Origin of the sequence: Phytopseudomonas daroniae, assembly GCF_004327275.1 — a bacterium.
Lineage (GTDB): Bacteria > Pseudomonadota > Gammaproteobacteria > Pseudomonadales > Pseudomonadaceae > Aquipseudomonas > Aquipseudomonas daroniae.
This window is the reverse complement of the sequence record NZ_QJUJ01000002.1, coordinates 279380-304645: the sequence shown is the minus strand read 5'-3', so window position 1 is coordinate 304645 and position 25266 is coordinate 279380. Positions and strand designations below refer to the sequence as shown.

The following is a 25266-nucleotide window of genomic DNA, read 5'->3' as shown; positions in this document are numbered from 1 at the left end:
GCGGCGTCCCCACCGTTCGCTCCCCGATTTCCATAGAGACCTGCCATGACCGTCACCGAGCAATCAAGCGCGCTGGGCCAGATCCTCGCGCACGGCGACCTGCATAGCCTGTTTCAGCCCATCGTGTCGCTCTCCGAACGGCGCATTCTTGGCTATGAGGCCCTCACTCGCGGCCCGTCCAACAGCCCGCTGCACTCCCCGATCACACTGTTCGCCGCCGCGCGCCAGGTCGGCCTGCTCAACGAACTGGAACTGGCCTGTCGCAAAAGCGCCTGTCGCCGTTTCAGCGAGTTGAAGCTGAACGGGCTGCTGTTTCTCAACGTGTCTCCGGATTCGCTGCTCGACGCCCATCATCAGCCGGGCCGCACCCTGCAGTTGCTGCAGGCCTACGGTATTTCGCCAAGCCGGGTGGTGATCGAACTGACGGAACAATCGCCCACCGACGATTTCAATCTGCTCGACACCGCTCTCCACCACTACCGTGACATGGGATTTTCCATCGCCCTGGACGACCTCGGCGCCGGTTATTCGAGCCTGCGCCTGTGGTCGGAACTGCGTCCCGATTACGTGAAGATCGACCGCCATTTCATCGATGGCATCCATCAGGATGCGGTCAAGCGTGAATTCGTCGGCTCCATCCTGCAGATGGCCAAGGCCTCGCGCGCCCAGGTGATCGCCGAAGGCATCGAACTTGAGGAAGAGCTCGCCGTGCTCTGCGAAATGGGTGTGGATCTGCTTCAGGGCTACCTGCTCTGTCGCCCTCAGGAACAACCGCCAACCGACGCACGCGCACTGCTACCGGCGCTGGGCAGCCCGCCGACCTCGCTCAGCGAAGAAGGCAGCGATCTCACCGCCCTGCTCAACGAACACCCGGCAGTGTCCATCAATACGCCCACCGCTGATGTGCTCGAAGCCTTCCGCGCCCAGGCCAACCTCAACTCGCTGGCGGTGCTGGACGAAGCACAACGGCCGGTCGGTATCGTCCACCGTCACTCGCTGTCGGAGGTACTGCTCAAACCCTTCGCCACCGAGCTGTTCGCCCGTAAGCCGATCAGCCGTCTGATGAGCAACGACTTTCTCGCCGTGGAAATCAGCCAGTCGCTGCAGAAGGTCAGCCGCCTGCTGACCAGCCGCGCGCGCCAGCGTATCGAAGAAGATTTCGTCATTACCGTGGACGGCCACTACCTGGGCCTGGGCCGGGTGATCGACGTCCTCAAACTGATCACCGAACTGAAGATCCAGCAGGCCCGTTACGCCAACCCGCTGACCCTGCTGCCCGGCAACGTACCGATCCAGCAGTGCCTGACCCGGCTGTTGCAGCAGAGCCGTGAGGCGGTGATCTGCTACGTCGACATCGACAGCTTCAAACCCTTCAACGACCTCTACGGGTACGCCAAGGGTGATGAAGTGCTGCTGTGCCTGGCACATTGCCTGAACGAACGGATCGACCCGACGCGTGACTTCGTCGGCCATATCGGTGGCGACGATTTCTTGCTGGTGTTCGGATCGAAGGACTGGCGTGCCCGCCTCAACCGGCTACTGGAAGACTTTCAGGGGCAGTGCCGGCGCTTCTATCTCGATGAGCATCTGGATGCTGGCTGTTTCGTCAGCCACAACCGCCAGGGCCACCGCGAGGAGTTTCCGCTGTTGTCGCTGTCACTCGGCGTCGTCCATCTGCACCCACAGCACTGTGCGCTACTGGACGCCAGCGAACTGGCCGGCCTGGCTTCGGAAGCCAAGCGTCATGCCAAGGCGGTGCCCGGTTACAGCCTGCACGTGATCGATACGCACACGCTGCAAGGCGCGCTCACTCAGGGTTCGGCGGGATAATCGAACTCGAATACCCGGGCCACTTCGGAGGCGTGCCAGGACGCTGCGGCAACACCGTCGGAGGCGCCATCGAAACGGCCCAGGCGGGTAACGCATTCGAAGAACCCAGTGCGCGGCAGGCGGCTGGCGCCCTGGCTGATCACCAGAGCGCTGCGCAGCGGGCGCTCGCCGCGCGCATCCAGTGCAGCCAGGTGTTCCAGTGCAGCGGTCAGGGTCTGCATGGCCGGCGCAGGCAGCGACAGACGCTCGATCAATGCACGGTAGGTCAGCAGGTGGCGCTGCCGCCGGGCATCGTCCAGAGCGGCCAGCAACGCCTCCCAGTGCCCACGGCTGATGCGCACGCTCATGCACTCGCCTCCCAGCCGGAGATGCCGAGCACCCAGGCCAGGGCGCGCAGGATAGCCGCATCGGGTTGCCGCTCGCCATTCTCGATCATGCCCAGGTAATGCGGGCTGATACCCACGGCACGGGCCAGCTCATCGCGGCTCAGGCCCTTGCCCTCACGCAGTGCGGTCAGTTGCGTCAGCGGCTTTGGGGCGTCGGTGGCGGGCTGGATCGATGGGGCAGCGACGCTCTTGCCTGTGGCCTGAAGCAGCGCCTGATACTCGGCCCAGGGCAGTACCGCGTATTCAGGTTCGCCGTCACGTTCGATCACTTGTACATTCATGCTTCGTTTCTCCGCGAGGCGCAGCATCCCTGTGCGTAATCCGGCCTGGGGCAAAACCGCCTGCCATGTTGTTTGCGCCATCTTATCAGCCATCTCGCCCGACGCGCTCGCCGGACGAACACGCCGCCGATTCGCTCACTGCCCGGCGGCGGCGCCCCGCATGAAGAACTGCATCAACGAGGTGCCCATGCCTGCCCGCGCCACCCGTCCACGACGCTCGCCATCGACCAGCCCGAACAGCAACGAGGCGAAGAGCTCGGTCAACACTGGCGCACCGATGTCGATACGGAAAACGTTCTCACGCTGCCCACGCAGGAAAAACTGATCCAGGGCGTTGGTGTAAGGCAGCCAGCGCGCGTCCTCGCCGCAGGCATCCAGGGAGTCCGGCCGCCACTGGAAAATCAGGAACACCAGCAGTTCGCGATGAGCCAGATGCCCATCGACCAATCGCTGCAAGGCTTCCTGCGGCGGGGCCTCCTGCAGATCGGCATCGGCGATGATCTGGTTCATGACGACCGAGCCATAATCGAAAAGCATTTCGATCAGATTGTCGCGAGTTCCGCAAAAACGATTCAGAGTCGCCTTGCTCACCCCGGCAGCTTGGGCTATTTCCTTGAAGGTGCCGCGCGGGTGCTCGACGATGGCGACAGCCAGGGCCTTGAGCAGTTTTTCTTCAGCAGCGGGTCTATCCATCAATTCCAGTCTTCATTCGGGCGTCGGCAACGGCGCGTCATTGTGCAGGAAAAACCTTTTTCCTCAAGGGGACTATCTATCTTGTCCACAAAATCCGCAAATGAGTCAATATTGACTCATTTGAATTCATGGACAATCATCCGAGCCTTTCAGGGACTAACTAATGGGCTACGCCCCAGGTGAAGCATGAGCAAGATTCGCGAACGTTGGTTTTTTTCGGCGATAACACTTTTGGTTGCTATCAGCCTCGCCGGCTGTGACAAGGGTGAACAAGGCTGGGGTGAAGCACCGCCTCGCGAAGTCGACGTGCTCAGCATCAAGACCGAGCCCTTTACCGTAGTCGCCGAGCTGCCCGGCCGTATCGAACCCGTGCGCGTTGCCGAAGTACGTGCCCGAGTCGCCGGTATCGTGCTCAAGCGCACCTTTGAAGAGGGCGCCGACGTCAAAGCTGGCGACCTGCTGTTCCAGATCGACCCGGCACCTTTCAAGGCCGCGCTGTCCCGCGCCCAGGGCGAACTGGCCCGCGCCGAAGCGCAACTGTTCCAGACCCAGGCCACCGTCAAACGCTACGAACCGCTGGTGAAGATCGACGCAGTCAGCCAACAGGATTTCGACGTTGCCCGCGCTGCGCTGCAAAGCGCCCAGGCGGACAAGCGCTCGGCCCAGGCCAACGTGGAAACCGCACGCCTGGATCTGGGGTACGCCGAAGTGCGCGCGCCCATCGCCGGGCGCATCGGCCGCGCCCAGGTCACCGAAGGCGCACTGGTCGGCCAGGGTGAAACCACCCTGCTCGCCCGTATCCAGCAACTCGATCCGGTCTACGCCGACTTCACTCAGCCGGCCGCCGATGCCTTGCGCCTGCGCGCGGCGATTGCCGACGGCAAGGTTTCCGGTGACGGCGACAAAACGCTGTCGCTGCGCGTCGACGGCACCGATATCGAGAGCAGCGGCACCCTGCTGTTCACTGATATATCGGTGGATCGCAGCACCGGCCAGATCGCTCTGCGTGGGCGTTTCGACAACCCGCAAGGCGTGCTGCTGCCGGGCATGTACGTGCGCGTGCGTACACCCCAGGGGCTCGACCAGGACGCCATTCTGGTGCCGCAGCGCGCCGTGCAACGCTCTGCCGACGGCAAGGCCAGCGTGATGCTGCTGGGCGCCGAGAACACCGTGGAAGCGCGCCCGGTCACCACCGGCGCCATGCAAGGCGCGCGCTGGCAGATCGTCGAAGGGCTGAAAGCCGGCGACCAGGTCATCACCAGTTCCCTGGCGGCGATCCGACCAGGCATCACGGTCGTGCCGCGACAGCCAGGCGCTGAAACGCAGAACGACACCACTCCCCAGGCGCAGTAAGTCGGAGCAACGACATGTCCTTGTTTTTTATCCGGCACCCCAATTTTGCCTGGGTAGTCGCCCTGTTCATCTCGATGGGCGGGCTGCTGGCCATCCCGTTCCTGCCGGTGGCGCAATACCCCAACGTAGCGCCGCCGCAGATCACCGTCACCGCTACCTACCCGGGTGCCTCGGCGCAGGTATTGACCGACTCGGTGACCAGCGTCATCGAGGAAGAGCTCAACGGCGCGAAGAACCTGCTGTACTTCGAGTCCACCAGCAACGCCAACGGCATCGCTGAAATCACCGTGACCTTCCAGCCCGGTACCGATCCCGAACTGGCTCAGGTAGACGTGCAGAACCGCCTGAAGCGTGCCGAGGCACGCATGCCCCAGGCCGTGCTCACCCTCGGCATCCAGACCGAGCAGGCCACCGCCGGCTTTCTGCTGATCTACGCCCTGAGCTACAAGGATGGCAGTGCCACCGACGACACCACTGCCCTGGCCGACTATGCCGCGCGCAATATCAATAACGAGATTCGCCGCGTGCCGGGCGTCGGCAGGCTGCAATTCTTCGCCTCGGAAGCCGCCATGCGCGTGTGGATCGACCCACAGAAGCTGGTTGGCTATGGCCTGTCGATCGACGATGTCAACGCTGCCATCCGCGCCCAGAACGTGCAGGTTCCGGCCGGCGCCTTCGGTAGCACGCCAGGCACGGCCGAGCAGGAGCTGACCGCGACCCTGGCGGTCAAGGGCACCCTGGACAACCCGGAAGAGTTCGCCGCCATCGTGCTGCGTGCCAACCAGGACGGTTCCAGGCTGACCCTGGGCGATGTCGCCCGTATCGAAGTCGGCAGCCAGGATTACAATTTCGGTTCACGCCAGGACGGCAAGCCGGCCGTGGCCGCCGCCGTGCAACTGGCACCGGGCGCCAACGCCATCCAGACCGCCCAAGCGGTCAAGCAGCGCCTGACCGAGCTGTCGGCCAACTTCCCGGACAACGTGCAGTTCTCCATGCCGTACGACACCTCGCGGTTCGTCGACGTGGCCATCGACAAGGTCATCATGACCCTGGCCGAAGCCATGGTGCTGGTGTTCCTGGTGATGTTCCTGTTCCTGCAGAACGTGCGTTACACCCTGATCCCCAGCATCGTGGTGCCGGTGTGCTTGTTAGGCACACTGACCTTCATGTACCTGCTCGGCTTCTCGGTGAACATGATGACCATGTTCGGCATGGTGCTGGCCATCGGCATCCTGGTGGACGACGCCATCGTGGTGGTGGAGAACGTCGAGCGGATCATGGCCGAAGAAGGTCTGGATCCCGTACCGGCGACCATCAAGGCCATGGGGCAGGTATCCGGGGCGATCCTCGGTATTACCCTGGTGCTGTCGGCGGTGTTCCTGCCGCTGGCTTTCATGGCCGGCTCGGTGGGTGTGATCTACCAGCAGTTCTCGCTGTCGCTGGCGGTGTCGATCCTGTTCTCGGGCTTCCTGGCGCTGACCTTCACCCCCGCCCTGTGCGCCACCCTGCTCAAACGCGTGCCGGAGGGGCACCATGAGAAACGTGGTTTCTTCGGTGCCTTCAACCGCCTGTTCGGCCGCCTGACCCAGCGCTACACCAAGCTCAACAGCAAGCTGGTGCCACGCGCCGGGCGTTTCATGTTCATCTACCTGGGCATCGTGATACTGATGGGCTTCTTCTATCTGCGCCTGCCGGAATCCTTCGTGCCGGTGGAAGACCAGGGCTACATGATCGTCGACATCCAGCTGCCGCCAGGCGCGACCCGCATGCGTACCCAGGCTACCGGCGCAGAGCTGGAGCAGTTCCTGATGTCCCGCGAGGCCACGGCCACTGCCTTCCTGGTGCTCGGCTTCAGCTTCTCCGGCATGGGCGAGAATGCGGCCATCGCCTTCCCGCTGCTCAAGGACTGGTCCGAGCGCAGCGCGGAGCAATCCGTGCAGGCGGAAACGGCAGCGGTCAACCAGCGCTTCGCCAACCTGGACGACGGTGCGATCATGGCCGTGCCGCCACCACCGATCGAAGGTCTGGGCAACTCCGGCGGCTTCTCGCTGCGCCTGCAGGATCGCGCCAGCCTCGGGCGCGAAACCCTGCTGGCCGCCCGTGACGAGGTGCTCGGCAAGGTCAACGGCAACCCGAAATTCCTCTACGCCATGATGGAAGGCCTGGCCGAAGCGCCACAACTGCGCCTGGTCATCGACCGGGATCAGGCCCGTGCCCAGGGCGTCAGCTTCGAGTCGATCAGCAGTGCGCTGTCTACCGCGTTCGGCTCTTCGGTGATCAACGACTTCGCCAACGCCGGCCGCCAGCAACGCGTAGTGGTACAGGCCGAGCAAGGCGCACGAATGACGCCGGAGAGCGTGCTCAAGTTGCATGTGCCCAACGACAGCGGCAGTCTGGTGCCACTGAGCGCCTTCGTGACCACCAAGTGGGAAGAAGGCCCGGTGCAGGTCGCCCGCTACAACGGCTATCCGTCGATCCGCATTTCCGGCGATGCCGCCCCAGGCGTCAGTACCGGCGAGGCCATGGCCGAACTGGAGCGTATCGCTGGCGAATTGCCGGAAGGCATCGGTTATGAATGGACGGGCCTGTCCTATCAGGAGAAGGTCGCCAGCGGCCAGGCACTGATTCTCTTCGCCCTGGCCATTCTGGTGGTGTTCCTGCTGCTGGTGGCGCTCTACGAGAGTTGGGCGATTCCGCTGGCGGTCATGCTGATCGTCCCGGTCGGCGCCCTCGGTGCCGTGCTCGCGGTGACTGCCGTCGGCCTGCCCAACGACGTGTACTTCAAGGTCGGCCTGATCACCGTGATCGGCCTGGCGGCGAAGAACGCCATCCTGATCGTCGAGTTCGCCAAGGATCTGTGGGAAGACGGTTACTCCCTGCGCGATGCCGCCATCGAAGCGGCGCGCCTGCGCTTCCGGCCAATCATCATGACCTCCATGGCCTTCATGCTCGGCGTAGTGCCACTGGTGATCGCGACCGGCGCCGGCGCTGCCAGCCAGCGCGCCATCGGCACCGGGGTCATCGGCGGCATGTTCAGCGCAACCTTGCTCGGGGTGATCTTCGTGCCGATCTTCTTTGTCTGGGTGCTCTCGCTGCTGCGTACCAAGCCTAAGCAAACCGACAATCACCCCCTGCATAAAGCGGAGTAATGCCATGACCTCCCAGATCATGCTGCGCCCCGCCCTGCTGACCCTGGCCGTCATGCTCGGCGGCTGTTCCCTGGCGCCCACCTATCAGCGCCCCGAAGCACCGGTCGCCGGGCAATGGACGGCCGCGAGCACGGCCGGCACCCGCGCCGACTCGCTGGACTGGCAGACCTTCATCGTCGATGCCGACCTGCGTCGTGCGGTGGACACTGCACTGAGCAATAACCGCAGCCTGCGTCAGGCACTGCTGGATATCGAGGCGGCGCGCGCCCAGTACCGCATCCAGCGCGCTGATCGTTTGCCATCGATCAACGCCAACGCCAGCGGCAACCGCCAACGTCTGCCGGCAGATCTGTCGCAGACCGGCCGCTCCGAGGTCGCCAGTTCCTATCAGGTAGGCCTTGGCCTCGCCGAGTACGAAGTCGATCTGTTCGGCCGTGTACGCAACCTCTCCCAATCGGCCCTGGAGACCTACCTGGCGACCGAGGAAGCGACCCGCGCCACACAGATCAGCCTGATCGCCGAAGTGATCCAGGCCTACCTGACCCGCGACGGCGCGCTGCGCCGCATGGCGCTGATCGAACAGACCCTGGACAGCCGCCTGGCCTCTCTCGATCTGGTCACTCAGCGTCGCCAGGCCGGCACCGCCACGGCCCTGGACTACCAGGAAGCCGTCGGCCTGGCCGAACAGGCCAAGGCCGAGCGGGAAAGCACCGAGCGCCAACTGCGCCAGGCGGACAACGCCCTGGTGCTGTTGCTCGGCACCCCAGATGTAGCGCAGTTGCTGCCAACCAGGCCGCGCGACAACCCGATGGTGCTACAGGACATCGCTCCTGGCACCAGCTCGGCGCTGATCGAGCGGCGTCCGGACATTCTCGCCAGCGAACACCAGTTGAGGGCACGCCATGCCGATATCGGCGCAGCCCGTGCGGCCTTCTTTCCGCGTATCTCACTGACCGGCTCGGTGGGCAGTTCCAGCGCCGAGCTGTCCGGCCTGTTCGACGGCGGCTCGCGCGCCTGGAGCTTCGCCCCGACCCTGTCGCTGCCGATCTTCGCCGGCGGGCGCAACCGCGCCAATCTGGACTTGGCCAAAGTACGCCGGGATGCCGCGGTAGCCGACTACGAAGGCACCATCCAGACCGCCTTCCGCGAAGTCGCCGACGCCCTCGCCGCCACCGATACGCTGCGGCGCGAGGAAACGGCGCGTCGGGCGCTGGCCGATTCCAGCCGGGCCGCAGAAACATTGGCTGAAGCGCGCTACAGAGGCGGCGTGGACGACCACCTGCGCTATCTCGATGCCCAGCGCAGCAGCTTCACCGACCAGACCACCCTGATCCAGATCAGCACCGAGCGGCAACTGGCTCTGGCCGATCTGTTCAGGGCTTTGGGCGGTGGCTGGGTGGACGATGGGCCGAGCCTGTCGCAACGCTGATCGACGCGGCGAGACACCTCGTCTCGCCACATTTTCCTGCTCGGGTCGCGGCCTGGATCGCACGACCCGCTGCTCAGCCCATCAGGGCGATCAGCGCCGGAACACTGAGCACCGCGGTGTAGTAGCCCATGAACTGCACCCCGATGTTGAACCCCAGGAAACGCCCCAGGAAGCCGCCTAGCAAACCGATGGTGACGATCACCAGCAGCCCGAGCAGACCGCCCTCCCAGATGCCGACCACCAGCACCAGGCCGATGAAGGTGGCGATCACCGCTTCGTGGCTGATCTTGCGCGACACGAACGAGGCTGCCTGGTGGGCGAAGTTCATGGTGAAGGGATAGGCGATGAGGATGGCGACGATCACCGCCAGCATGCCGTAGCCGAGGAACTCCCAGTTGTTCAGCAGGTTGTGCAGGTTGTTGACCTCGCCGGTGGCGCTGTCCACGCTGAAGCGTGGCGGTGCGTTGAACAGCGGCGCGGCCGGCCCCGCGGCTACCGGGCTCAGCGGCAGGCCGAAGGCGATCAGCGGAATCAGCGCCTCGGCGATGTAGGTCGATTCGGTCACCCCGTTACGGGCGGTGATCACCGTGGTCAGCCGCTCGTAGGCCTGTTTGATGCGGGCGCCGATCAGCTCGCCCATGATCACCGTCATGGCCACCGGGCTGAACACGAAGGTGGCACTGGTCACGCTCGCCGCCATGGCGGTCATGCGCGTCTGCCGTTTGTTGATCACCCGGAAGGGATTGGGAAAGTAGCCACGCCAGCCTTTCATGTCCGGTGCCAGGGAAAACACGCGGAATTCATCGCGGCGCATCCGCTCGCGCTCGGCCGGAGCCAGCATCGAGAACAGCGAAGTGATCAGTGGCGCAACGGCAATGCCGAGGAAGTAACTGACCGCCAGTTTGACGCCATACAGAGTGGTGAGATTCTGCAGGGCGACGATGACCAGCACGAAGGGCAGCAATGCCAGCACCGACGCCCAGCGACCCGCCGAGAAGTAGGCGATGGTGAAGGCCGCGCAGAGGAACACCCAGGGCGCGAACTGCTTGATGACGTCGCCGAATGGCGCCAGCAGCACGGCGAACAGCACCGCCAGCGGTACCGCGATGACCGCCGCCACGGCGCCGCCGGAGATCATCTTGCGCAGGGCCACATGAGGCACACCGAGCCGGCGCAGGTGGTTGGCATCGCCGATCAGCGCGGTCGCCGAAGTATCGCCGGGAATCCCCAGCAAAGCCGTGGGCACCGCGTGGGTCATATGCTTGGCCACCGCCCCGGCCAGGAAGAAGGTCAGGATACCGGCCGGCGGCGCACCGAGCAGCACCACCAGCATGGTCAGCGGTGCCAGCGTGGTGGTCTCGTCAGTCCCCGAGACCAGGCCGATGGCAGAGAACAGCACCGCGCCGAACAGGCCAAGGCTCAAGGCCATGAGAATCTCGTAGAGCAGGCCGTCCATCATGAACGCCCTCCGCTCAGCGCCAGGGACGCACGCACATCCGCACCTGACTCGGTCGCCGCGCCACGTTCCCGCTCCTCCCTGGTCTGCGCATCGCGGAACAGCTCGTAGAGTCCCAATTCATGCAACTCGGCCACCACCTCGGGCGAGGTGTCTTCGAGCCGACCAAGGCTGCCGTATTCCTTGAGCAGGTCATTGACCACCTGCTCACGAAAGGCCGGATCCGCCACGTGCTCGACCACATCGCGCTTGGGCTTGAACAACATGGCACTGATCGCACCACCACCCAGGCAGCCGAGAATACCGAAGAGCATGGCGTAGGCCTTGGCCATCTGCGCCGACTCGACGAGGCTGCCGAGTATCCATAGAGCCGTTGCATAGGCGCCGAGGCTGACGATGGCGCTGACGATGATGGCCAGCACCAGATGCCTGGCATCGACGGTGTCGCCCCACACCTCGTAGAGGTTGTCGGTGTTGCGGGTCGCGTCCGCCAGGGGTGGTGTCGCGACCGGTTTGGCAAGCTCTTGACTCATGGTGTCCTCCGCCCTTTCGGGCTCTTGTTGTTATCGAGGAAACAGCGTGGTGATTCAGGGTGTTGTCTGGATCTAGTGGAGCGCGACGACCGCTCGTCCCTGGGTGGTGACCTGGCCATGCTGGTTGACCAGGCGCAGTTCCAGCGTCACCTGCTGCGCATCCACGCCGGTGATTTCGCCCTCGGCGGTCAGCGCGTCGCCGACGTAGGCCGCACGCCGGTTGCTGTAGCTGAAGCGCAGGATTCGTCCGCCTTCACCCATCCAGGCCTCCACCAGTTGCGTCAGCCAGTCGCCCTGCAGTGGCCCGTCCACCAGCAACCCCGGATGCCCCTCGACCTGCTGCGCATAGGGCAGGTCGTAGTGGATACGGTGCGCATTCCAGATCGCCGCGTTGTACAGGAACAGTTGCACCGTGCCCGGTGCGTGGTGTCGCTGCGGCAGGCGCTGGCCCACCTCGACAGTGCTTGCTCGAGTCATGTTCACCTCGCGATTCGCGTCAGGCGCTCGGTCACGACCGGCTCGCCCTGTTCGCTTTCAAAACGGTTTTCGAAGAGCAGAAAGATCAGCGGCCCTTCGCTGCCCTGTTTTTCCTGGATGTCCACCAGGGTCTGCCGACAGAGCAGCACATCGCCGGGGCGGATGGCGCGATGAACCTCGAACTCGCTGCCGCCGGCCAGGATGCGTTTCAGCGGCAACTCGGGAATCAGCGCGTCGTCCGGCTTGTGGCCGTCCGCCAGCAACTGGTCGAGGGGCAGCACCGGCATCAGGGCGCTGAACAGGAACAGCAGCGGCGCTTCGTCACCGTTCAGGTAACGCGCTTGCTGCTGGCCAGTGGCAACCGCGTACTTGCGGATGTCGCTGCGCTGTACCTCGAAACGCACCGCCGGCAGCGACGCGCCGATATGGCTGCGGATGGCCGCGGTGAGCAAGCCCATCAGATCACCCCCAGGCGAACCAGTTCGTCGTACTCGGCGTCGTCCAGGCCCAGCCACTCGCGGTAGATCGAAGCGTTGTGCTGGCCGACACCGGGGGCCGATGCGCCGCGCTCCAGGGTGCCGCCAGAGAGCTTGATCGGATTGCCGAACACCTCGAAGCGCGCGCCCTGATAGTCCACCGGCACCACCATGTCGCGTTCGCGCAGGTGCGGATCGGCCACCACTTCATCGATGCTCTTGATCGGCGACAGCGGAAAACGGTCGCCGGTCATGGCCTCCAGCTCGGCCTTGGTATGGGCGCCCAGCCAGCGTTCCACGGCCGGTTTTACCTTACGCAGGTAAACCTCGGTCTCGAAGCGTTTGGCCATGCTGTCGACCTCGGGGTCGCTGGCCATCGCCTCGTCGCCGAAGGTCAGGCAGGCCTCGCGCCAGAACTTGTCGGTGTAGGCGCCGAAGAACACATAGCCATCCTTGCAGGCGTAGCGCCCGTAGGGACGCACGAACGGATGGCCATTGCCCTCGGGCACCGTGACCTTGCCGGTTTCGGTGTAGGTCACCAGGGCGTTTTCGGTCAGCGAGACGATGGCGTCCTGCTGCGACACATCGACCAGTTGGCCCTGGCCGCTGCGCTCGGCCTCGCGCAAGGCGCCGAGGGTGCCGATGGCGGCGTACAGCGCGGCGGACAGGTCGCCCAGCACCGTGCCCACACGCATCGGCTCCTGCACCGTGCCGTTCATCGACCAGAGACCGCCACTGGCCTGGGCGCTGCTGTCGAACGCAGGCCGCAGGGAGTTCGGGCCATGCTGGCCGAAGCCGCTGATGGCGGTGAACACGATGGCCGGGTTGGCCGCCTTGAGCACGTCGTAGCCCAGCCCCAGCTTGGCCATGGTGCCGGGGCGGAAATTCTCGATGACGATATCGGCCTTGCGCACCATGTCGAGAAAGGTGGCCTTGCCCTCGGCCTTCTTCAGGTCGAGGCTGACAGCCATCTTGTTACGGTTGAACTGGGCGAAGAAGCCGCTTAGCGGTTCACTGCTGCTGCGGCTCAGTGGCGGAAACTCGCGAGTGAGGTCGGGATCCTTCGGATTCTCGATCTTGATCACCGTGGCGCCCATGTCGGCCAGCAACATGGCGCAGTAAGGCCCGGCGACGACCCGGGTCAGGTCGAGAATGGTCACGCCCTTGAGCGGGCCGGCAGTTCTGGCGAAACTCGCCAGTGCATCGGTGAGTGAATTCATGGGTTCTCCTGTGTCGGTACGTCGCCGCCGGTGCGCGGGTGCGCCCCTGTAGAAAAGCAACCTACGTTCAGACAGTGAGTTGACGGAGTGATCCGGGCAGTAGACGCAATGCCTGTCGCCTGCTTGCCCGCACCCGTTCCGGGTTATTGTTGTCGTCCGTGCCAGCCCTGCAGCTAACGCACCCTGCTGCGCATGGCGGTGGCTACCCTCGAGGCTGAAGGCTTGCCCAGCGCCGCATCGATGAAAGTACCGGCCTCGAGCAGCGCCGGCAGATCCACACCGGTTGCCAGTCCCTGGCCCTCGAACAGGTACACCAGTTCCTCGGTCGCCACGTTACCGGTAGCACCAGGCGAATATGGGCAGCCACCGAGGCCGGAAACCGAACTGTCGAACACCCGCACCCCGGCCTCCAGGGCCGCCTGAACGTTGGCCACCGCCATGCCGTAAGTGTCGTGAAAATGCCCAGCCAATGCCGTGATCGGCAGCTCGCTGGCGCAGGCGCCGATCAGCGTCCTGGCCTTGCCTGGCGTGCCCGTGCCGATGGTGTCGCCGAGGCTGATCTCGTAGCAGCCCATGGCATGCAGTTCGCGAGCGACCCGCACCACGTCCGCCACCGCCACTTCACCACTGAACGGGCAGCCGAGCACGCAGGAGATATAGCCGCGTACCGCCACACCCTGCTCCCGCGCCTTGCCCAGCACCGGCTGAAAACGTTCCAGGCTTTCGGCGATGGAGCAATTGATGTTCTTCTGCGAGAACGCCTCGGAGGCCGCAGCGAACACCGCGACCTCCCGGCAGCCCACTTGCAGTGCGGCATCCAGACCTTTCAGGTTGGGTACCAGCGCCGTGTAGGTTACCCCCTGGCGTTGCCCGAGCCGCCGCAGCACCTCGCCGGAGTCAGCCATCTGCGGCACCCAGCGCGGCGAGACGAATGCCCCGGCTTCGAGGGTACGCAGCCCGGCCGCGACCAGCCGCTCGATCAGCGCCACACGCACCTCGACCGGCAGGGTCAGGGCTTCGTTCTGCAGGCCGTCGCGAGCGCCAACCTCCACCAGCCTTACCCTGTCCATGCTCATTGCCCGCGCTTTTCGCGCAGCAACGCCTCGGCGCGGTCGGCACGTACATCCCGGGTTTCGACCATGCGCTTGACCAGCCAGTCCAGCTCATCGCCACGGGCACCGGCCGACAGCGCGATATTGCGCGCATGCAGCGCCATGTGGCCGCGCTGGATGCCTTCGGTGGCCAGCGCACGCAAGGCCCCGAGGTTCTGCGCCAGGCCGACGGCGACGGCGATCTCGCCCAGTTCCTGGGCACTCTTGACGCCGAGGATGCGCAACGACAGCTGCGCCAATGGATGGGTCTTGGTGGCGCCGCCGACCAGGCCGAGCGGCATGGGCATTTCCAGGGTGCCCACCAGATGCCCTTGGCTGTCTTTCTCCCAGGTGGTCAGGGAGCCGTAATGACCATTGCGGCAGGCATAGGCATGGGCGCCCGCCTCCACCGCTCGCCAGTCGTTGCCAGTGGCCACCACCAGGGGGTCGATGCCATTCATGATGCCTTTGTTGTGGGTCGCGGCGCGGTAGGGATCGATGGCTGCGAAGGTATAGGCGTCGATCACCCCTTCGATGACCTCGCTGCCCTTGTACTCGGCGGTATCCAGATGCTCCGGCGCAATGCGCAACTGGGCGCGGGCCAGGCGCAGGTCGGCGAGGTTGGAGAGGATGCGCAGGCGCACCTTGCCACCCGTGAGCTGTTCCATCAGCGGCGCCACAGCTTCGGCCATGGTATTCACCGTGTTCGCCCCCATGGCGTCGCGCACATCGACGATCAGGTGGGCGACCAGCATCGGCCCACGCGGACTGTCGATGAAGGTGTGCACCTCGATATCGCGACAACCACCGCCCAGGCTGTTCAGCAACTGATCCTTGCTGTTGGCCAGGGCAATGATTTCGTCCTTGTTGCGCAGCAGGCTGAGGCGCGCGTTGTAAGGGTCGCTGACAGCGATGATCTGTACCTGGGCACGCATCAGCGGCGCACTGCTGGAGGTCTGGAAACCGCCAGCCGGGCGGGTCAGCTTGGCCATGAACGAAGCCGCGGCGACCACCGAAGGTTCTTCCACCACCAGCGGAATCAGCATCTCGCGGCCGTTGATGCGGAAGTTGCTGGCCAGGGCGTAAGGCAGCTCGAACTTGCCGATCACGTTCTCGATCATGCCGTCGGCGATTTCCAGCGGCAGCGCCCCGGCATCACGCAGCAGTGCCGTGTCCTCGGCGGACAGGCCAAGCAACTGCTGCACATGCTCGAGGCGTTGAGCGGGAGAAAGATTACGGAAATCGGGCAAGCGGGAATCGATGGGCATGGGCGCTCCTCGGGGAGTCGTTTGTTATTGGTTGAGCGCACGTTATCGTCACTGTATCCCTTAAAGAAGGTACAGTTTGCCCGGACACTTCGTGCCTGTACCCAAGGAGCTCAACCATGCCCCGACAGACGCTCGCGCAGAAAGTCGCCGACGCCATTGCCCGGCAGATCGCCGACGGCGCCCTGCAGACCGGCAGCAGGCTGCCCTCCCTGCGCGAATACATGCGCCTGCACGGGTACTCGAAGAACACGGTGATCACCGCCTACGAACATCTGGCCTCCCAGGGCCTGGTGGAAGCCCGGCACGGCAAGGGTTTCTTCGTCTGCAAGAACGTCAGCGCCAGTGTCGAGGACGACGAGTCGCAGCCCTACACCCGTGCGCTGGACACCATCTGGATGATGCGCCAGCAGTTCGTCCGCGACCCGGGCCACTCGCACCTGGGCGAGGGTTTCCCGCCAGTGGAATGGCTGATGGACATGCGCCTGGACAAATTCCATCGCCAGGTGGTGCGCGGCGGCGTCACCACCCTGTTCCGCTACGGCACGCGGTTGGGCAACCCCGGCTTGCGCCAGCGCCTGGCGCAGAAGCTGGCGGACTACCGCATCGCCGTCTCGCCACGGCAACTGGTCACCACCCTGGGCGCCAACCACGGCATGGATCTGATCATCCGCCGCTACGTCATACCCGGCGACGCGGTACTGGTCGAGGATCCGGGCTATTACCCGCTGTTCGGCAAGCTGCAGTTGCAGGGCGCGCGCATGCTCGGCGTGCCGCGCGAGGCCGACGGCCCGGATCTGGATGCACTGGAACGGGTGCTGAAAAGGGAAAAACCCAAGCTGTTCTTCCTCCAGTCGATGGGCCACAACCCCACCGGCTCGGACATCTCCCCGGCCAAGGCCCACCGCCTACTGCAGATTGCCGAAGCCCACGACCTGCTGCTGGTGGAGAACGACGCCATGGCTGACTTCAAACCCAGCTCGGCGACGAAACTCACGGCGCTGGATCAGTGCGAACGCACGCTGTACCTGGGCAGTTTCTCCAAATCGATTTCCGCCGCCTTGCGCGTCGGCTTCATCGCCGGCAGCAAACAGCGCATCGAGGAACTGGCCGACCTGAAGATGCTGCTGCACAACAGTGGCGCCGAATACAGCGAGCGCACCATCGACGTGATCCTCGGCGAAGGGCATTTCCTGCGCCACCTGTCACGCCTGCAGGATCGCCTGCGCGCCGCCACGCAACGTGGGCTCGAGGTACTCGATGAACTGGGCGCGGAGGTGTTCTGCCGACCGGAGCAGAGCCTCTATCTGTGGGCGAGATTTCCCGGCGTCGACGACGCCAACGCCCTGACCCGCCATTGCCTGACCCAGGGCGTGATGCTCGCCCCCGGCTCGATCTTCGCCGTCAACCGGCACACGCCGGTGCCCTGGACGCGGCTCAACGTGGCCTATCTGGATGACCCGGCATTTCGCCGCAGCCTGATGCGCTGACGAGCGTCCCCTGCTCGCCAGCGCCTGCAGCCGGCCTCATGCGTAGGGTGGACCGGGACGCGCAGTCAACGCTCTTTTTGTCCACCATTGCGATCATAAAGTGGTGGACGGCTCGGGCCGCGTAGGTAAAGCGTCAGCTACGCGCCCCGATCCACTCTACGGAGCTGGCGATCGTCCCTGCTCGCCAGCGCCTGCAGCCGGCCTCAGAAGGCCTTGGCCAGATCGATCACCAGGGCGCGGTAGCCGACGTTGCCTGGCTGCTGGCTGGTGACCCGGTATTCGGCCAATACTTCCTGAGTGCCGTACTTCACTTCGCTGAGCACCGGGCGGGTGAGTTTCTCGCGAGTGAGGTAGCTCACCGAGGCCGAGTAGATCAGCTGCGTATCGCTGTCGGCGCGGTACTCCACCACCGAGGTGATCGGGCTGTACCAGTCGTCGCCACGCTCCTTGCCGTACTCCCAGACCTGCTCGACGGTGCCTTTGGCCTCGTCGATGCGGTACTCCACCGCACGGCTGTAATTGCCTTCCAGGCGTGTCGGCGCGAAATCGCGGCCCCAGCCATTGTCGAACACGGTCAGTGTGCCTTTGCCGCTGAGCCACGCGGTGTGCTGCGTCCACGACCAGTCGAAGCCATCGGCGTAACGTCCCTGTTCGTCCAGCGCCAGCGGCTCGCCCCTGGCATCCACCGGCGTCAGCACCTTGTCCTGCAACCCTGTACGCCAGCCCTGGGGCGCGGCGAGAATCCACTTCACCTGCTTGTCGCGGCCAATCTTGACCACGCCCTGATGGCGCGCCGAAACGATGATGCCGTCGTCCGACGGGTCATGGGCGATGGAGTTGACGTGGGCCCAGTTGCGCCCGATGCCGACACCCGGCACATCGCCGAATGGCAGGTTCTCGCCTTCCTGCGCTTCGTTGTCGACCAGGCTATCGCCCCTACTCGCACCCTCGGGTAGGAACACCGCCGCCTTGCCAAGCGTGTGCAACAGCTCGGCGCGATAGGGATCGAGGATGCGCCCCAGATCCCAGAACTCCACCACTTCGCCGGCCTCGTCGAGCTCGATGATCTGGTCGCGCACCGAACGCACCTGCTTGCCATCGTCGCGCCGGTAGTCGCTGCTGCCAACCCGCAGCAGGTAGGTGCCCTTGGCGGTCTGGCGGATCTCGTGGGAGAAGTCGGCGAACTTGCCTGGCAAGCGGCGCTCCCACACCGGCCGGCCGAGCAGATCATGCTTGAAGTAACGCTGCCCCTGGCCCCAGATCAGCTTGCCATCGGCGGTCTGCTGGAAGCCCATGCTGGCGCCCAGGCCATCGACCCGGGTCGAGTCGTGCAGGCGCTCGATATCCAGGTACCAGCGCACATCGCCGTTGCTGTCGGTAATCCAGTTGATGCCCACCGAATCCCATTCGGCGGCACCGCCCTGTGCATTCCATTTCAACTGGCGGTTGCTGCCGGGCACCTCGGTCAGCAGATGGTTGAACAGGTACAGACGGTTCTTCAGGGAAGCGTCGACCTTGACCGGTTCGACCTGCGGCAATGCGCCTTGCTGAGCGGCGATGCTCGGCAGACGCACGGCCGGCGCGTAGACGGTGTAGCGCTCACGGACGCGTTCGCCTTTGAGGGTGTAGGCGACTTCCACCTCGTTGCGATGATCGGGGTACAAGCCAAATAGCGGAATGCCGCCGTGGGTCCACAGCGCCTTGTCGCTTACCGGATAATCGATATCGATGCCCTGTTCGCCACGGCCCAGTACCCTCACACGGGCATCACTGAGCGTCTGCCCGCCATCGCGGATCAGCGCGGTGAGCGGCGCGATGCCATAGGGATTGAGCACGATGGCGCCAAGGCGGCTGACCGTACTGTCTGGGATACCGGCAGTCAGGCAGGCGCCCTCGGGCAGGCCGTCCTCAAGCTGGTTATCGTGAGATGGGTTGTGATTGCTCATAGGGGCTCCGAAGCATTTGGACGACGCACCAGCGCCGCCCGCCATGGGTGTTATTGGGGAATACGGAAATCGCTCAGTGCCGGTGCTACGACCGCCTTTTCACTGCGTGGCGTGCCGGCCGGAACCCAGTCGTAGGGAACGGGCTGGGCGCGGTAGACCCAGTTGCTGGTGGCATTGCCGTAGGGGAACTTGCCGAAGTAAGGGCTCACATACTCCCAGACGATCTCGCCAGCCGGCGTCACCTGAAAGATGCGCCCGAACATGCCTTCATCGATCAGCGTATTGCCGTTGGGCAGGCGCCGGGCGCTGCTGATGAAAGTGCTGTTGAACTGCCACAGCGGCTGGGCCGAATCCGTCGCGCTGTACTGCCAGACGATCCGTTTGCTGATCGGGTCGATTTCGACCACGCGCGAGCCGCTGATGACGCTGGCCGGCAGCGCCGGGTAGCCAGAACCGCCCTGGTTGTCGAAGATCAGGATATTGCCCTCGCCCGGATACTCCCTGGGGATCAGGTTGGCGTCGTGCAAGCCGGCCAGTTGATCCACCGGGCGCGGCAGTGGTGCATTGACCGGGGCCAGCTTCGGATAGTTCGGCCCCAGGTTCCACACCACCTTGCCGGTCTGCTTGTCGATGATGGCGACGAAGTTGGCTTCCCGCGAATCGACGATCAGGTTGTCGGGATGGAAGCGCTCATCGCCCTGCTCGTACCATTTGTTCGAACCGAGGGTCTTGAGGTCGTTGAAGTGCAGGTAGTCGGCCTTGTCGGTGTTGCGCACCAGCTCGAGTTGCTCCGGGGTGAAACCGAATTCCTCCAGGTGCTCGGAAGCCAGCCACTGCCAGACGATCCTGCCGCTCGGGTCGACCTCGTAGATCGCGTCATCGATGGTTTCATCCAGCTTGAAGCCATCGATCCTGTGCAGCTTGTTGGCCAGCAGCAAGGTATTGCCATTGGCCAGGCGCTGCCAGTCATGGTGCTGGAGCGCCGAACCAGTCGGCGCCTGCTCGCCCCATTTCCATACCGGCTTGCCATCCCAGTCCAGTTCGCCGATGGCATGGGTGTTGAGGCCGTTGCCGAAGCCGCGCGGATCGAGTTCCTGGCGTTTTTCCAAGCGCACCAGTACATGCCCACGCTTGCCGCCGTTGACCGCCGGATCGATCAGTTGCGAAGGGAAGCCGACATGATCCCAGCGGCGGACTTCGTTGCCGTTGGCGTCGACCAGGTAGGTCTTGTCGTCGGCGGCGCCGAACAGCACGTAGCCATTCCAGGCCTTTTCCGGGTCATAGCGGGTCACACCCGTCGGGTAGACGCTCGGGGCGGCCTGGGCGACGCCGGCCAACAGGGAGGCGGCCAGCGCCAGGGTATGCAGTCGCGGTTTCATCCGTTTCTCCTCAGAAGTCGTAGCGGGCGGTCATGCCCAGGGTGCGCGGCGTGCCGAGCACGCCGGCGTAACCGCCGTTGGCACCGTTCCACAGGCTGGTGAAATAGGTCTTGTCACCGGCGTTCTTCAGCCACAGCGAGACATCCCACTGCCCATCGCCCAGGTCGCCACGCAGGCCGGTGGACAGGTTGACCACGGCATAGCTGGGGATCTGCCCGTACTCGGAATCGTCGATGGTGCCCACCGCCCGGGAACGGAAGGCATAGCTGGCGTTGACGTAGGGTTGCAGGCCGTTGTCCAGATCCCAGCGATAGCTGCCGTTGAGATTGGCGATCCACTTCGAGGCGCCCACCACCTGGTGGCCGGTGAGGTCGCAGGACGCCGGGGCGCCGTCCTGGAACGCCACTTCCGGGGCGCAGGGCGCGTCTTCGTAATCGCTGTAGCGCACGTCGTTGAACGAACCGTTGGCGTTCAGGGTGAGCCCGCGCAGCGGTTGCCAGGTGGCTTCGGCCTCGACGCCGCGCGAGCGTACCGAGCCGGCGTTGGTCAGGTACTGGGTGCGGGTCACCTGGTCATAGGCATTGGCCTGGTAGCCGTTGACCTCGGTCCAGAACAGGTTGGCATTGAGCAGCAGGCGGTTGTCGAGCAGCGTGCTCTTGAAGCCCAGTTCGGCGTTGTTGGCGCGCTCGGTGCCGACCAGCAGCGAGTCGACCCCGGCGGTCGGTGCGGAACCCACGGTGAGGTTGACCCCGCCGGATTTCTCGCCGTGGGACAGCGACGCGTAGCCGAGCATCTGCGGGTTGAATTGGTAGCTCAGGCTGAGCAGCCCGGAAGGACTGAAGCTGTGCTGGCTCAGATCGCCGGAATCGAACGCACCATGCCGGCCCTCGCGCTGCGCGGCAGCGGCGCCGCTGACCACTGCACCGCCGAGTGGTGCATCGCGAGTCACCCAGGCTTGCTTCTCCTCGTAGGTACCACGGATACCGGCGGTGAAATCCAGCTTGTCGGTCAGGTGCCAGGTACCCTGGGCGAACAGCGCATAGCTGTCGGTATCGATATGGCCGTTGCCGAAGCTGCTGACATTGGCCAGTGCGCCCGTAGCAGTGCCATTCCACACATCAGCCAGCGGGCCGTAGATATTGTGCTGGCGATTATCCAGATCCTGCTTGAAGTAATAGGCACCCAATACGTAGTCGAAGGCACCACCGCTCGGCGAGGCCAGGCGGATCTCCTGGGAGTACTGTTTGTCGCGCACCCGCACACCGGCATTGATCGAGGCCGAGACGTTGAGACCGTCATCGTTTCGCGGGGTGAAATCCCACCAGCGATAGGCGCTGATGGAGGTCAGGGTGAAATCGTTGGGCAGCGTCCAGTTGGCTTCTACCGAAGTGCCGCCCTGGAACACCGTGACCTGCTGGTCGGAATCCAGGTTGACCTTGCGATCCTTGCCGTACACCAGGGTCGCGCCAGCGGCGGCCGCACGCTGCTCGTATCGGTTGACGCCGTTGATGGTCGGCCCGGTGCTGTACAGCGAGAGGATACCGTTGTTGGAATCCTCTTCGTTGTACTCGCCGATCCAGCGCAGGTTGAAGGTCTCGCTAGGCTGGAACAGCAACTGTCCGCGAAAGCCCTGACGCGCCCCGCCGTTTAGCGTGTCGCCATTGTGCACGTTGTCGACGTAGCCATCGTCGCGAGTGCGATAGGCGGAAAAACGTCCAGCCAGGGTGTCATTCAACGGGCCGGAAATGCTGCCCTTGGTCTGGAAGTAGCCGTCCTCGCCCACCGAGGTCTCGATGCTGCGCTCGGGTGTGAAGGTCGGCTTGCGGGTGCTGATGTTGAGCACCCCCGCGGTGGTGTTCTTGCCGAACAGCGTACCCTGGGGGCCACGCAGTACATCGATCTGCTCCACGTCGAGCAGGTCGAACACCGCCATGCCGGGGCGGCCGAGGTAGACGTTGTCCAGGTACACCCCGACGCTGCCCTCCAGGCCGTCGCTAGCCGGGTTGTTGCCCAGGCCACGGATGGAAATGCTCGACTGCCGCGCATGCACATAGGCGACGCTGGTACTGGGCACCAGTTGCTGGATGTCTTGTACCCGGTAGATGCGCTGGTTCTCCAGGGTCTCGCCGCCGAGCACGCTGATCGGCGTCGGTACCGACTGGGCGCTTTCCTCGCGGCGTCGGGCATTGACGGTGACCGTGCCCAGGGCCGTGCCACTCTCGACCGAGACCTGGGCGCCGCTGCTGGCGGCGTCGTCGGCACGTGCCTGCAGCGCCAGGCCGGCAGAGCCGAGCAACAGGGCGGCAACCAGGGGTTTCAGGGGAATCGATGGGACGGTAATGCGCTCGGGATGGCTCGAGTTCATGTGTTGCTCCTTGAGATCGCGGCGAGCGCTGCCGTATGGCGGAGGCGAATCGGGCGCAGACGGACTCTTTTATATTCGATATAGGTATTTATTTATTCTTACTTCGATGTTTTCGTAATAAGCGATTACCTTTATAAAGAGCCACGAGCCGTTGCAGCAATTGCATTCGACCGAATTTTTCCATGTAGAAAATGCATATAGATCTCCGCCAGCTCCGTCACTTCGTCGCCCTTGCCGAGCACCGCAGCTTTGTCGCTGCGGCCGAAGCGGTGAGCCTTTCGCAGTCCGCCTTCAGCCGCAGCATCCAGGCGCTGGAACATGCTGCGGGCTTTCAGCTGGTGGATCGGGCGAGCAAGGAATTGCCGCCCACCAAGCAGGGCCTGGTAGTTCTGGAGCACGCCAGGCGGCTGTTACGCGATGCCCACGACCTGAACAACGAAATCAGCCGGTTCAACGATGCCGGTACCGGCGCCCTGCTGTTCGGCAGCGGCCCGGCCCCCGCGGCACAACTGATCCCACGGGCGGTGGCGCGCTTCATCGGCGATTACCCCAAGGCGCGGGTGCATTTTCAGGTCGATAACTGGCAGGAATTGAACAAGCGCCTGGTGGCCGAGGAGATCGAATTCTTCGTCGCCGACACCCGCCGCTTCGAGGCCGATCCGGATTACCGCATCACTCGCCTGCGCCCACAGAAATGGCACTTCTGCTGCCGCATCGGCCATCCGCTCACCAGCAAACCCAGCGTCAGTTGCGCCGAGCTGTTCAGCTATCCGCTGGCCACCACCTTTCGGCCGCCGAACATCCGCAAGGTGCTCACCGAATACAGCGGCCGTCGTGATTTCGCGCCAGCGGTGGAATGCGAATACAGCCATGCTCTGCTCAACGTGGTGCGCTATTCGGACGCCATCGGCATCGCCAATCCCGTCAACCTGGAGGACTACCTGCTGAGCGAAGAACTGCAGATTCTCGAGATCCACGACCTGCCCTGCCACCTGGAAGAACTCAATACCCGCTATGGCATCGTCAGCCGCGTTGGCCGCGCACTGTCGCCGCTGGCCCGGGCCATGGTCGAGCAGATCGAGCGCAGCGATGCCGGGCTCGCCGACCAGATGGCAGGCATGCCACTGACACAGGTAGGGGTCTAGTGCCTGTGTTGCACGCCATGCATACAAAGTATTCCCGCTTTGCGTTTGTCAGCCGGACGGAGGATTCGTGAAATGGCCATCACGATTCCTTACCGAGACCGGCTCATGATCCGACTGCCCTCCCTGCTCTGCGGCGCCCTGCTGGCGCTGACCACCCTCATCACCCAGGCAGCCGAGCAGCCGGCGGTGATCCGCATTGGCGCGCCCGATCAGGGTGCGGGCGACAAGCCCTTCGCCTCCGGCGTGCTGGGCCTGGCGCATATTCGCCAACAGCTGGAAGAAGCCTTCGCCGCCGATGGCACCAAGGTCGAATGGCACTTCTTCAAGGGCGCGGGCCCTGCGGTCAACGAAGCCTTCGCCAATCGCCAGCTGGACTTCGCCGGGCTCGGCGATCTGGCGGCGATCATTGGCCGCTCCTCGGGCCTGGATACCCGCCTGATCCTCGGCGGCCGAGGCGCCAACATGTACCTGGCGGCAACACCCGAGTCAGGCATCAAGACGCTGGAAGATCTCAAGGGCAAGCGGGTCTCGGTGTACCGCGGCACCGCCGATCAGTTGTCCTTCGCCCGAGTGCTGGACGCGGCCGGGCTGAAAGAGCGCGACCTGCGTATCCTCAGTCTGGACTGGAGCGCGGCCCGCGCCGCATTGGCGGGCCGACAGATCGACGCGGCCTGATCCGGCATGGGCATCCTGGCGCTGGGCAAACAGGCCATCGAGTTTCCGGTCAGCACCAAGCAGTTGCCAGTTACCGCCACCACCCAGACGGGGGTAATCGCCAGCAACGCCTTTATCGAGCGCTACCCTGAGGCGACCCAGAAGCTGGTCGACGTGCTGGTCGCCAATGCCGACTGGATTTCCAGGGCGGAGAATCTGGACGCCTACATCGCCCTGCTCTCGCAACAGAGCGCGGTACCCGCCGAGCTCTACGCTCGGGAATACCAGGGCGATGACCTCGCGTTTCGTGCCTCGCCGCTGCTCGATACCTTCCTGCGTCACAGCTATCAGGACAGCATCGACAAAGCCAAGGCACTGGGGCTGATCCGCCGCACCTTCCAGGTCGAGGAATGGTTCGAGCCGCGCTTCGTCGAGCAGGCAATCGAACGGCAGAGCCTGCAGAACCGCTGGCAACGCTACGACGCCTCAGGCACGGCCGAGTGATGCGCCCCAGGCATGGAAGATATGTGGCGAATGCATTGGCCGTCCCCTTACGAGGCACTTTTAATGCAGGCTCTTATTTCCCGAAAGAATTTATATTCGATCTTTTATGCAAAAAATAACATCCAGTCATAAGCCTGACGCTGA

Annotated in this window: 21 protein-coding genes; 8 read left to right on the top strand and 13 right to left on the bottom strand. The window is 64.2% G+C overall.

The window, feature by feature from the left end:
* The first annotated feature begins 45 nt into the window (after positions 1 to 45).
* Positions 46 to 1830 carry a bifunctional diguanylate cyclase/phosphodiesterase gene (locus tag DNK10_RS06505; RefSeq protein WP_131178461.1) on the top strand — a complete coding sequence of 595 codons (1785 nt, stop codon included), beginning with the start codon at positions 46 to 48 and terminating at the stop codon, positions 1828 to 1830.
* On the opposite strand, the gene DNK10_RS06500 is transcribed toward DNK10_RS06505, so the two are convergent.
* The 3 genes from DNK10_RS06500 to DNK10_RS06490 all read right to left on the bottom strand — a co-directional run bounded on the left by DNK10_RS06500 (position 1812) and on the right by DNK10_RS06490 (position 3190).
* On the bottom strand, positions 1812 to 2177 hold the full coding sequence (locus DNK10_RS06500) for a hypothetical protein (protein WP_131178462.1): 366 nt from the start codon (positions 2175 to 2177) through the stop codon (positions 1812 to 1814). The genes DNK10_RS06505 and DNK10_RS06500 overlap by 19 nt on opposite strands.
* Positions 2174 to 2497: a helix-turn-helix domain-containing protein gene (locus DNK10_RS06495; protein WP_131190962.1), complete on the bottom strand. Its 324-nt coding sequence runs from the start codon at positions 2495 to 2497 to the stop codon at positions 2174 to 2176. Before DNK10_RS06495 ends, DNK10_RS06500 begins: the two co-directional genes overlap by 4 nt.
* Before the next feature lie 135 nt (positions 2498 to 2632).
* Entirely contained in the window at positions 2633 to 3190 is a 558-nt protein-coding gene (locus DNK10_RS06490; RefSeq protein ID WP_131190961.1) for a TetR/AcrR family transcriptional regulator, read from the bottom strand.
* Between the two features lie 186 nt (positions 3191 to 3376).
* Between DNK10_RS06490 and DNK10_RS06485 the strand changes: the two genes are divergently transcribed.
* Genes DNK10_RS06485 through DNK10_RS06475 form a run of 3 tightly spaced genes read left to right on the top strand, consistent with a single transcriptional unit; the run spans position 3377 to position 9121 of the window.
* The gene (locus tag DNK10_RS06485) at positions 3377 to 4543 is read left to right on the top strand and encodes an efflux RND transporter periplasmic adaptor subunit (protein WP_131190960.1); all 1167 of its coding nucleotides are present in this window, start codon (positions 3377 to 3379) and stop codon (positions 4541 to 4543) included.
* A 14-nt stretch (positions 4544 to 4557) separates the two neighbouring features.
* On the top strand, positions 4558 to 7692 hold the full coding sequence (locus DNK10_RS06480) for an efflux RND transporter permease subunit (protein WP_131178466.1): 3135 nt from the start codon (positions 4558 to 4560) through the stop codon (positions 7690 to 7692).
* 4 nt (positions 7693 to 7696) lie between these two features.
* Entirely contained in the window at positions 7697 to 9121 is a 1425-nt protein-coding gene (locus DNK10_RS06475; RefSeq protein ID WP_244216216.1) for an efflux transporter outer membrane subunit, read from the top strand.
* A gap of 73 nt (positions 9122 to 9194) precedes the next feature.
* Here the strand turns inward: DNK10_RS06475 and DNK10_RS06470 are convergent, their stop codons facing one another.
* The 7 genes from DNK10_RS06470 to DNK10_RS06440 form a co-directional block, all read right to left on the bottom strand.
* A complete protein-coding gene (locus DNK10_RS06470; protein WP_423228040.1) occupies positions 9195 to 10580 on the bottom strand; it encodes a tripartite tricarboxylate transporter permease in 1386 nt (461 codons plus the stop codon).
* A complete protein-coding gene (locus DNK10_RS06465) occupies positions 10577 to 11110 on the bottom strand; it encodes a hypothetical protein (RefSeq protein WP_244216215.1) in 534 nt (177 codons plus the stop codon). The genes DNK10_RS06470 and DNK10_RS06465 overlap by 4 nt, the downstream gene beginning before the upstream one ends.
* A gap of 72 nt (positions 11111 to 11182) precedes the next feature.
* Positions 11183 to 11587 (bottom strand): hotdog family protein, encoded by a 405-nt coding sequence (locus tag DNK10_RS06460; protein WP_131176283.1) that lies wholly within the window; start codon positions 11585 to 11587, stop codon positions 11183 to 11185.
* Between the two features lie 2 nt (positions 11588 to 11589).
* Complete coding sequence (locus DNK10_RS06455; RefSeq protein WP_131190959.1) at positions 11590 to 12045, bottom strand: FAS1-like dehydratase domain-containing protein; 456 nt, start codon at positions 12043 to 12045, stop codon at positions 11590 to 11592.
* Positions 12045 to 13283: a CaiB/BaiF CoA transferase family protein gene (locus DNK10_RS06450; RefSeq protein WP_131190958.1), complete on the bottom strand. Its 1239-nt coding sequence runs from the start codon at positions 13281 to 13283 to the stop codon at positions 12045 to 12047. The genes DNK10_RS06455 and DNK10_RS06450 overlap by 1 nt, the downstream gene beginning before the upstream one ends.
* 173 nt (positions 13284 to 13456) lie before the next feature.
* Entirely contained in the window at positions 13457 to 14359 is a 903-nt protein-coding gene (locus DNK10_RS06445; protein WP_131190957.1) for a hydroxymethylglutaryl-CoA lyase, read from the bottom strand.
* Positions 14356 to 15642, bottom strand: coding sequence for a hydroxymethylglutaryl-CoA reductase, degradative (locus DNK10_RS06440; RefSeq protein ID WP_131190956.1), 1287 nt, complete (start codon positions 15640 to 15642; stop codon positions 14356 to 14358). The genes DNK10_RS06445 and DNK10_RS06440 overlap by 4 nt, the downstream gene beginning before the upstream one ends.
* A gap of 116 nt (positions 15643 to 15758) precedes the next feature.
* Between DNK10_RS06440 and DNK10_RS06435 the strand changes: the two genes are divergently transcribed.
* A complete protein-coding gene (locus DNK10_RS06435; RefSeq protein ID WP_131190955.1) occupies positions 15759 to 17129 on the top strand; it encodes an aminotransferase-like domain-containing protein in 1371 nt (456 codons plus the stop codon).
* Between the two features lie 203 nt (positions 17130 to 17332).
* Here the strand turns inward: DNK10_RS06435 and DNK10_RS06430 are convergent, their stop codons facing one another.
* The 3 genes from DNK10_RS06430 to DNK10_RS06420 are packed head-to-tail and all read right to left on the bottom strand — an operon-like array spanning position 17333 to position 22819.
* Positions 17333 to 19075: an aryl-sulfate sulfotransferase gene (locus tag DNK10_RS06430; RefSeq protein WP_131178473.1), complete on the bottom strand. Its 1743-nt coding sequence runs from the start codon at positions 19073 to 19075 to the stop codon at positions 17333 to 17335.
* Between the two features lie 50 nt (positions 19076 to 19125).
* The gene (locus tag DNK10_RS06425) at positions 19126 to 20454 is read right to left on the bottom strand and encodes an arylsulfotransferase family protein (RefSeq protein ID WP_131190954.1); all 1329 of its coding nucleotides are present in this window, start codon (positions 20452 to 20454) and stop codon (positions 19126 to 19128) included.
* A 10-nt stretch (positions 20455 to 20464) separates the two neighbouring features.
* On the bottom strand, positions 20465 to 22819 hold the full coding sequence (locus DNK10_RS06420; RefSeq protein ID WP_131190953.1) for a TonB-dependent receptor: 2355 nt from the start codon (positions 22817 to 22819) through the stop codon (positions 20465 to 20467).
* Positions 22820 to 23010: 191 nt separating this feature from the next.
* Between DNK10_RS06420 and DNK10_RS06415 the strand changes: the two genes are divergently transcribed.
* The 3 genes from DNK10_RS06415 to DNK10_RS26130 all read left to right on the top strand — a co-directional run bounded on the left by DNK10_RS06415 (position 23011) and on the right by DNK10_RS26130 (position 25122).
* A complete protein-coding gene (locus DNK10_RS06415; protein WP_131190952.1) occupies positions 23011 to 23964 on the top strand; it encodes a LysR family transcriptional regulator in 954 nt (317 codons plus the stop codon).
* A 105-nt stretch (positions 23965 to 24069) separates the two neighbouring features.
* Positions 24070 to 24639 (top strand): ABC transporter substrate-binding protein, encoded by a 570-nt coding sequence (locus DNK10_RS26135; protein ID WP_244216214.1) that lies wholly within the window; start codon positions 24070 to 24072, stop codon positions 24637 to 24639.
* A gap of 6 nt (positions 24640 to 24645) precedes the next feature.
* Entirely contained in the window at positions 24646 to 25122 is a 477-nt protein-coding gene (locus DNK10_RS26130) for a type 2 periplasmic-binding domain-containing protein (protein ID WP_244216213.1), read from the top strand.
* Positions 25123 to 25266: the final 144 nt, after the last annotated feature.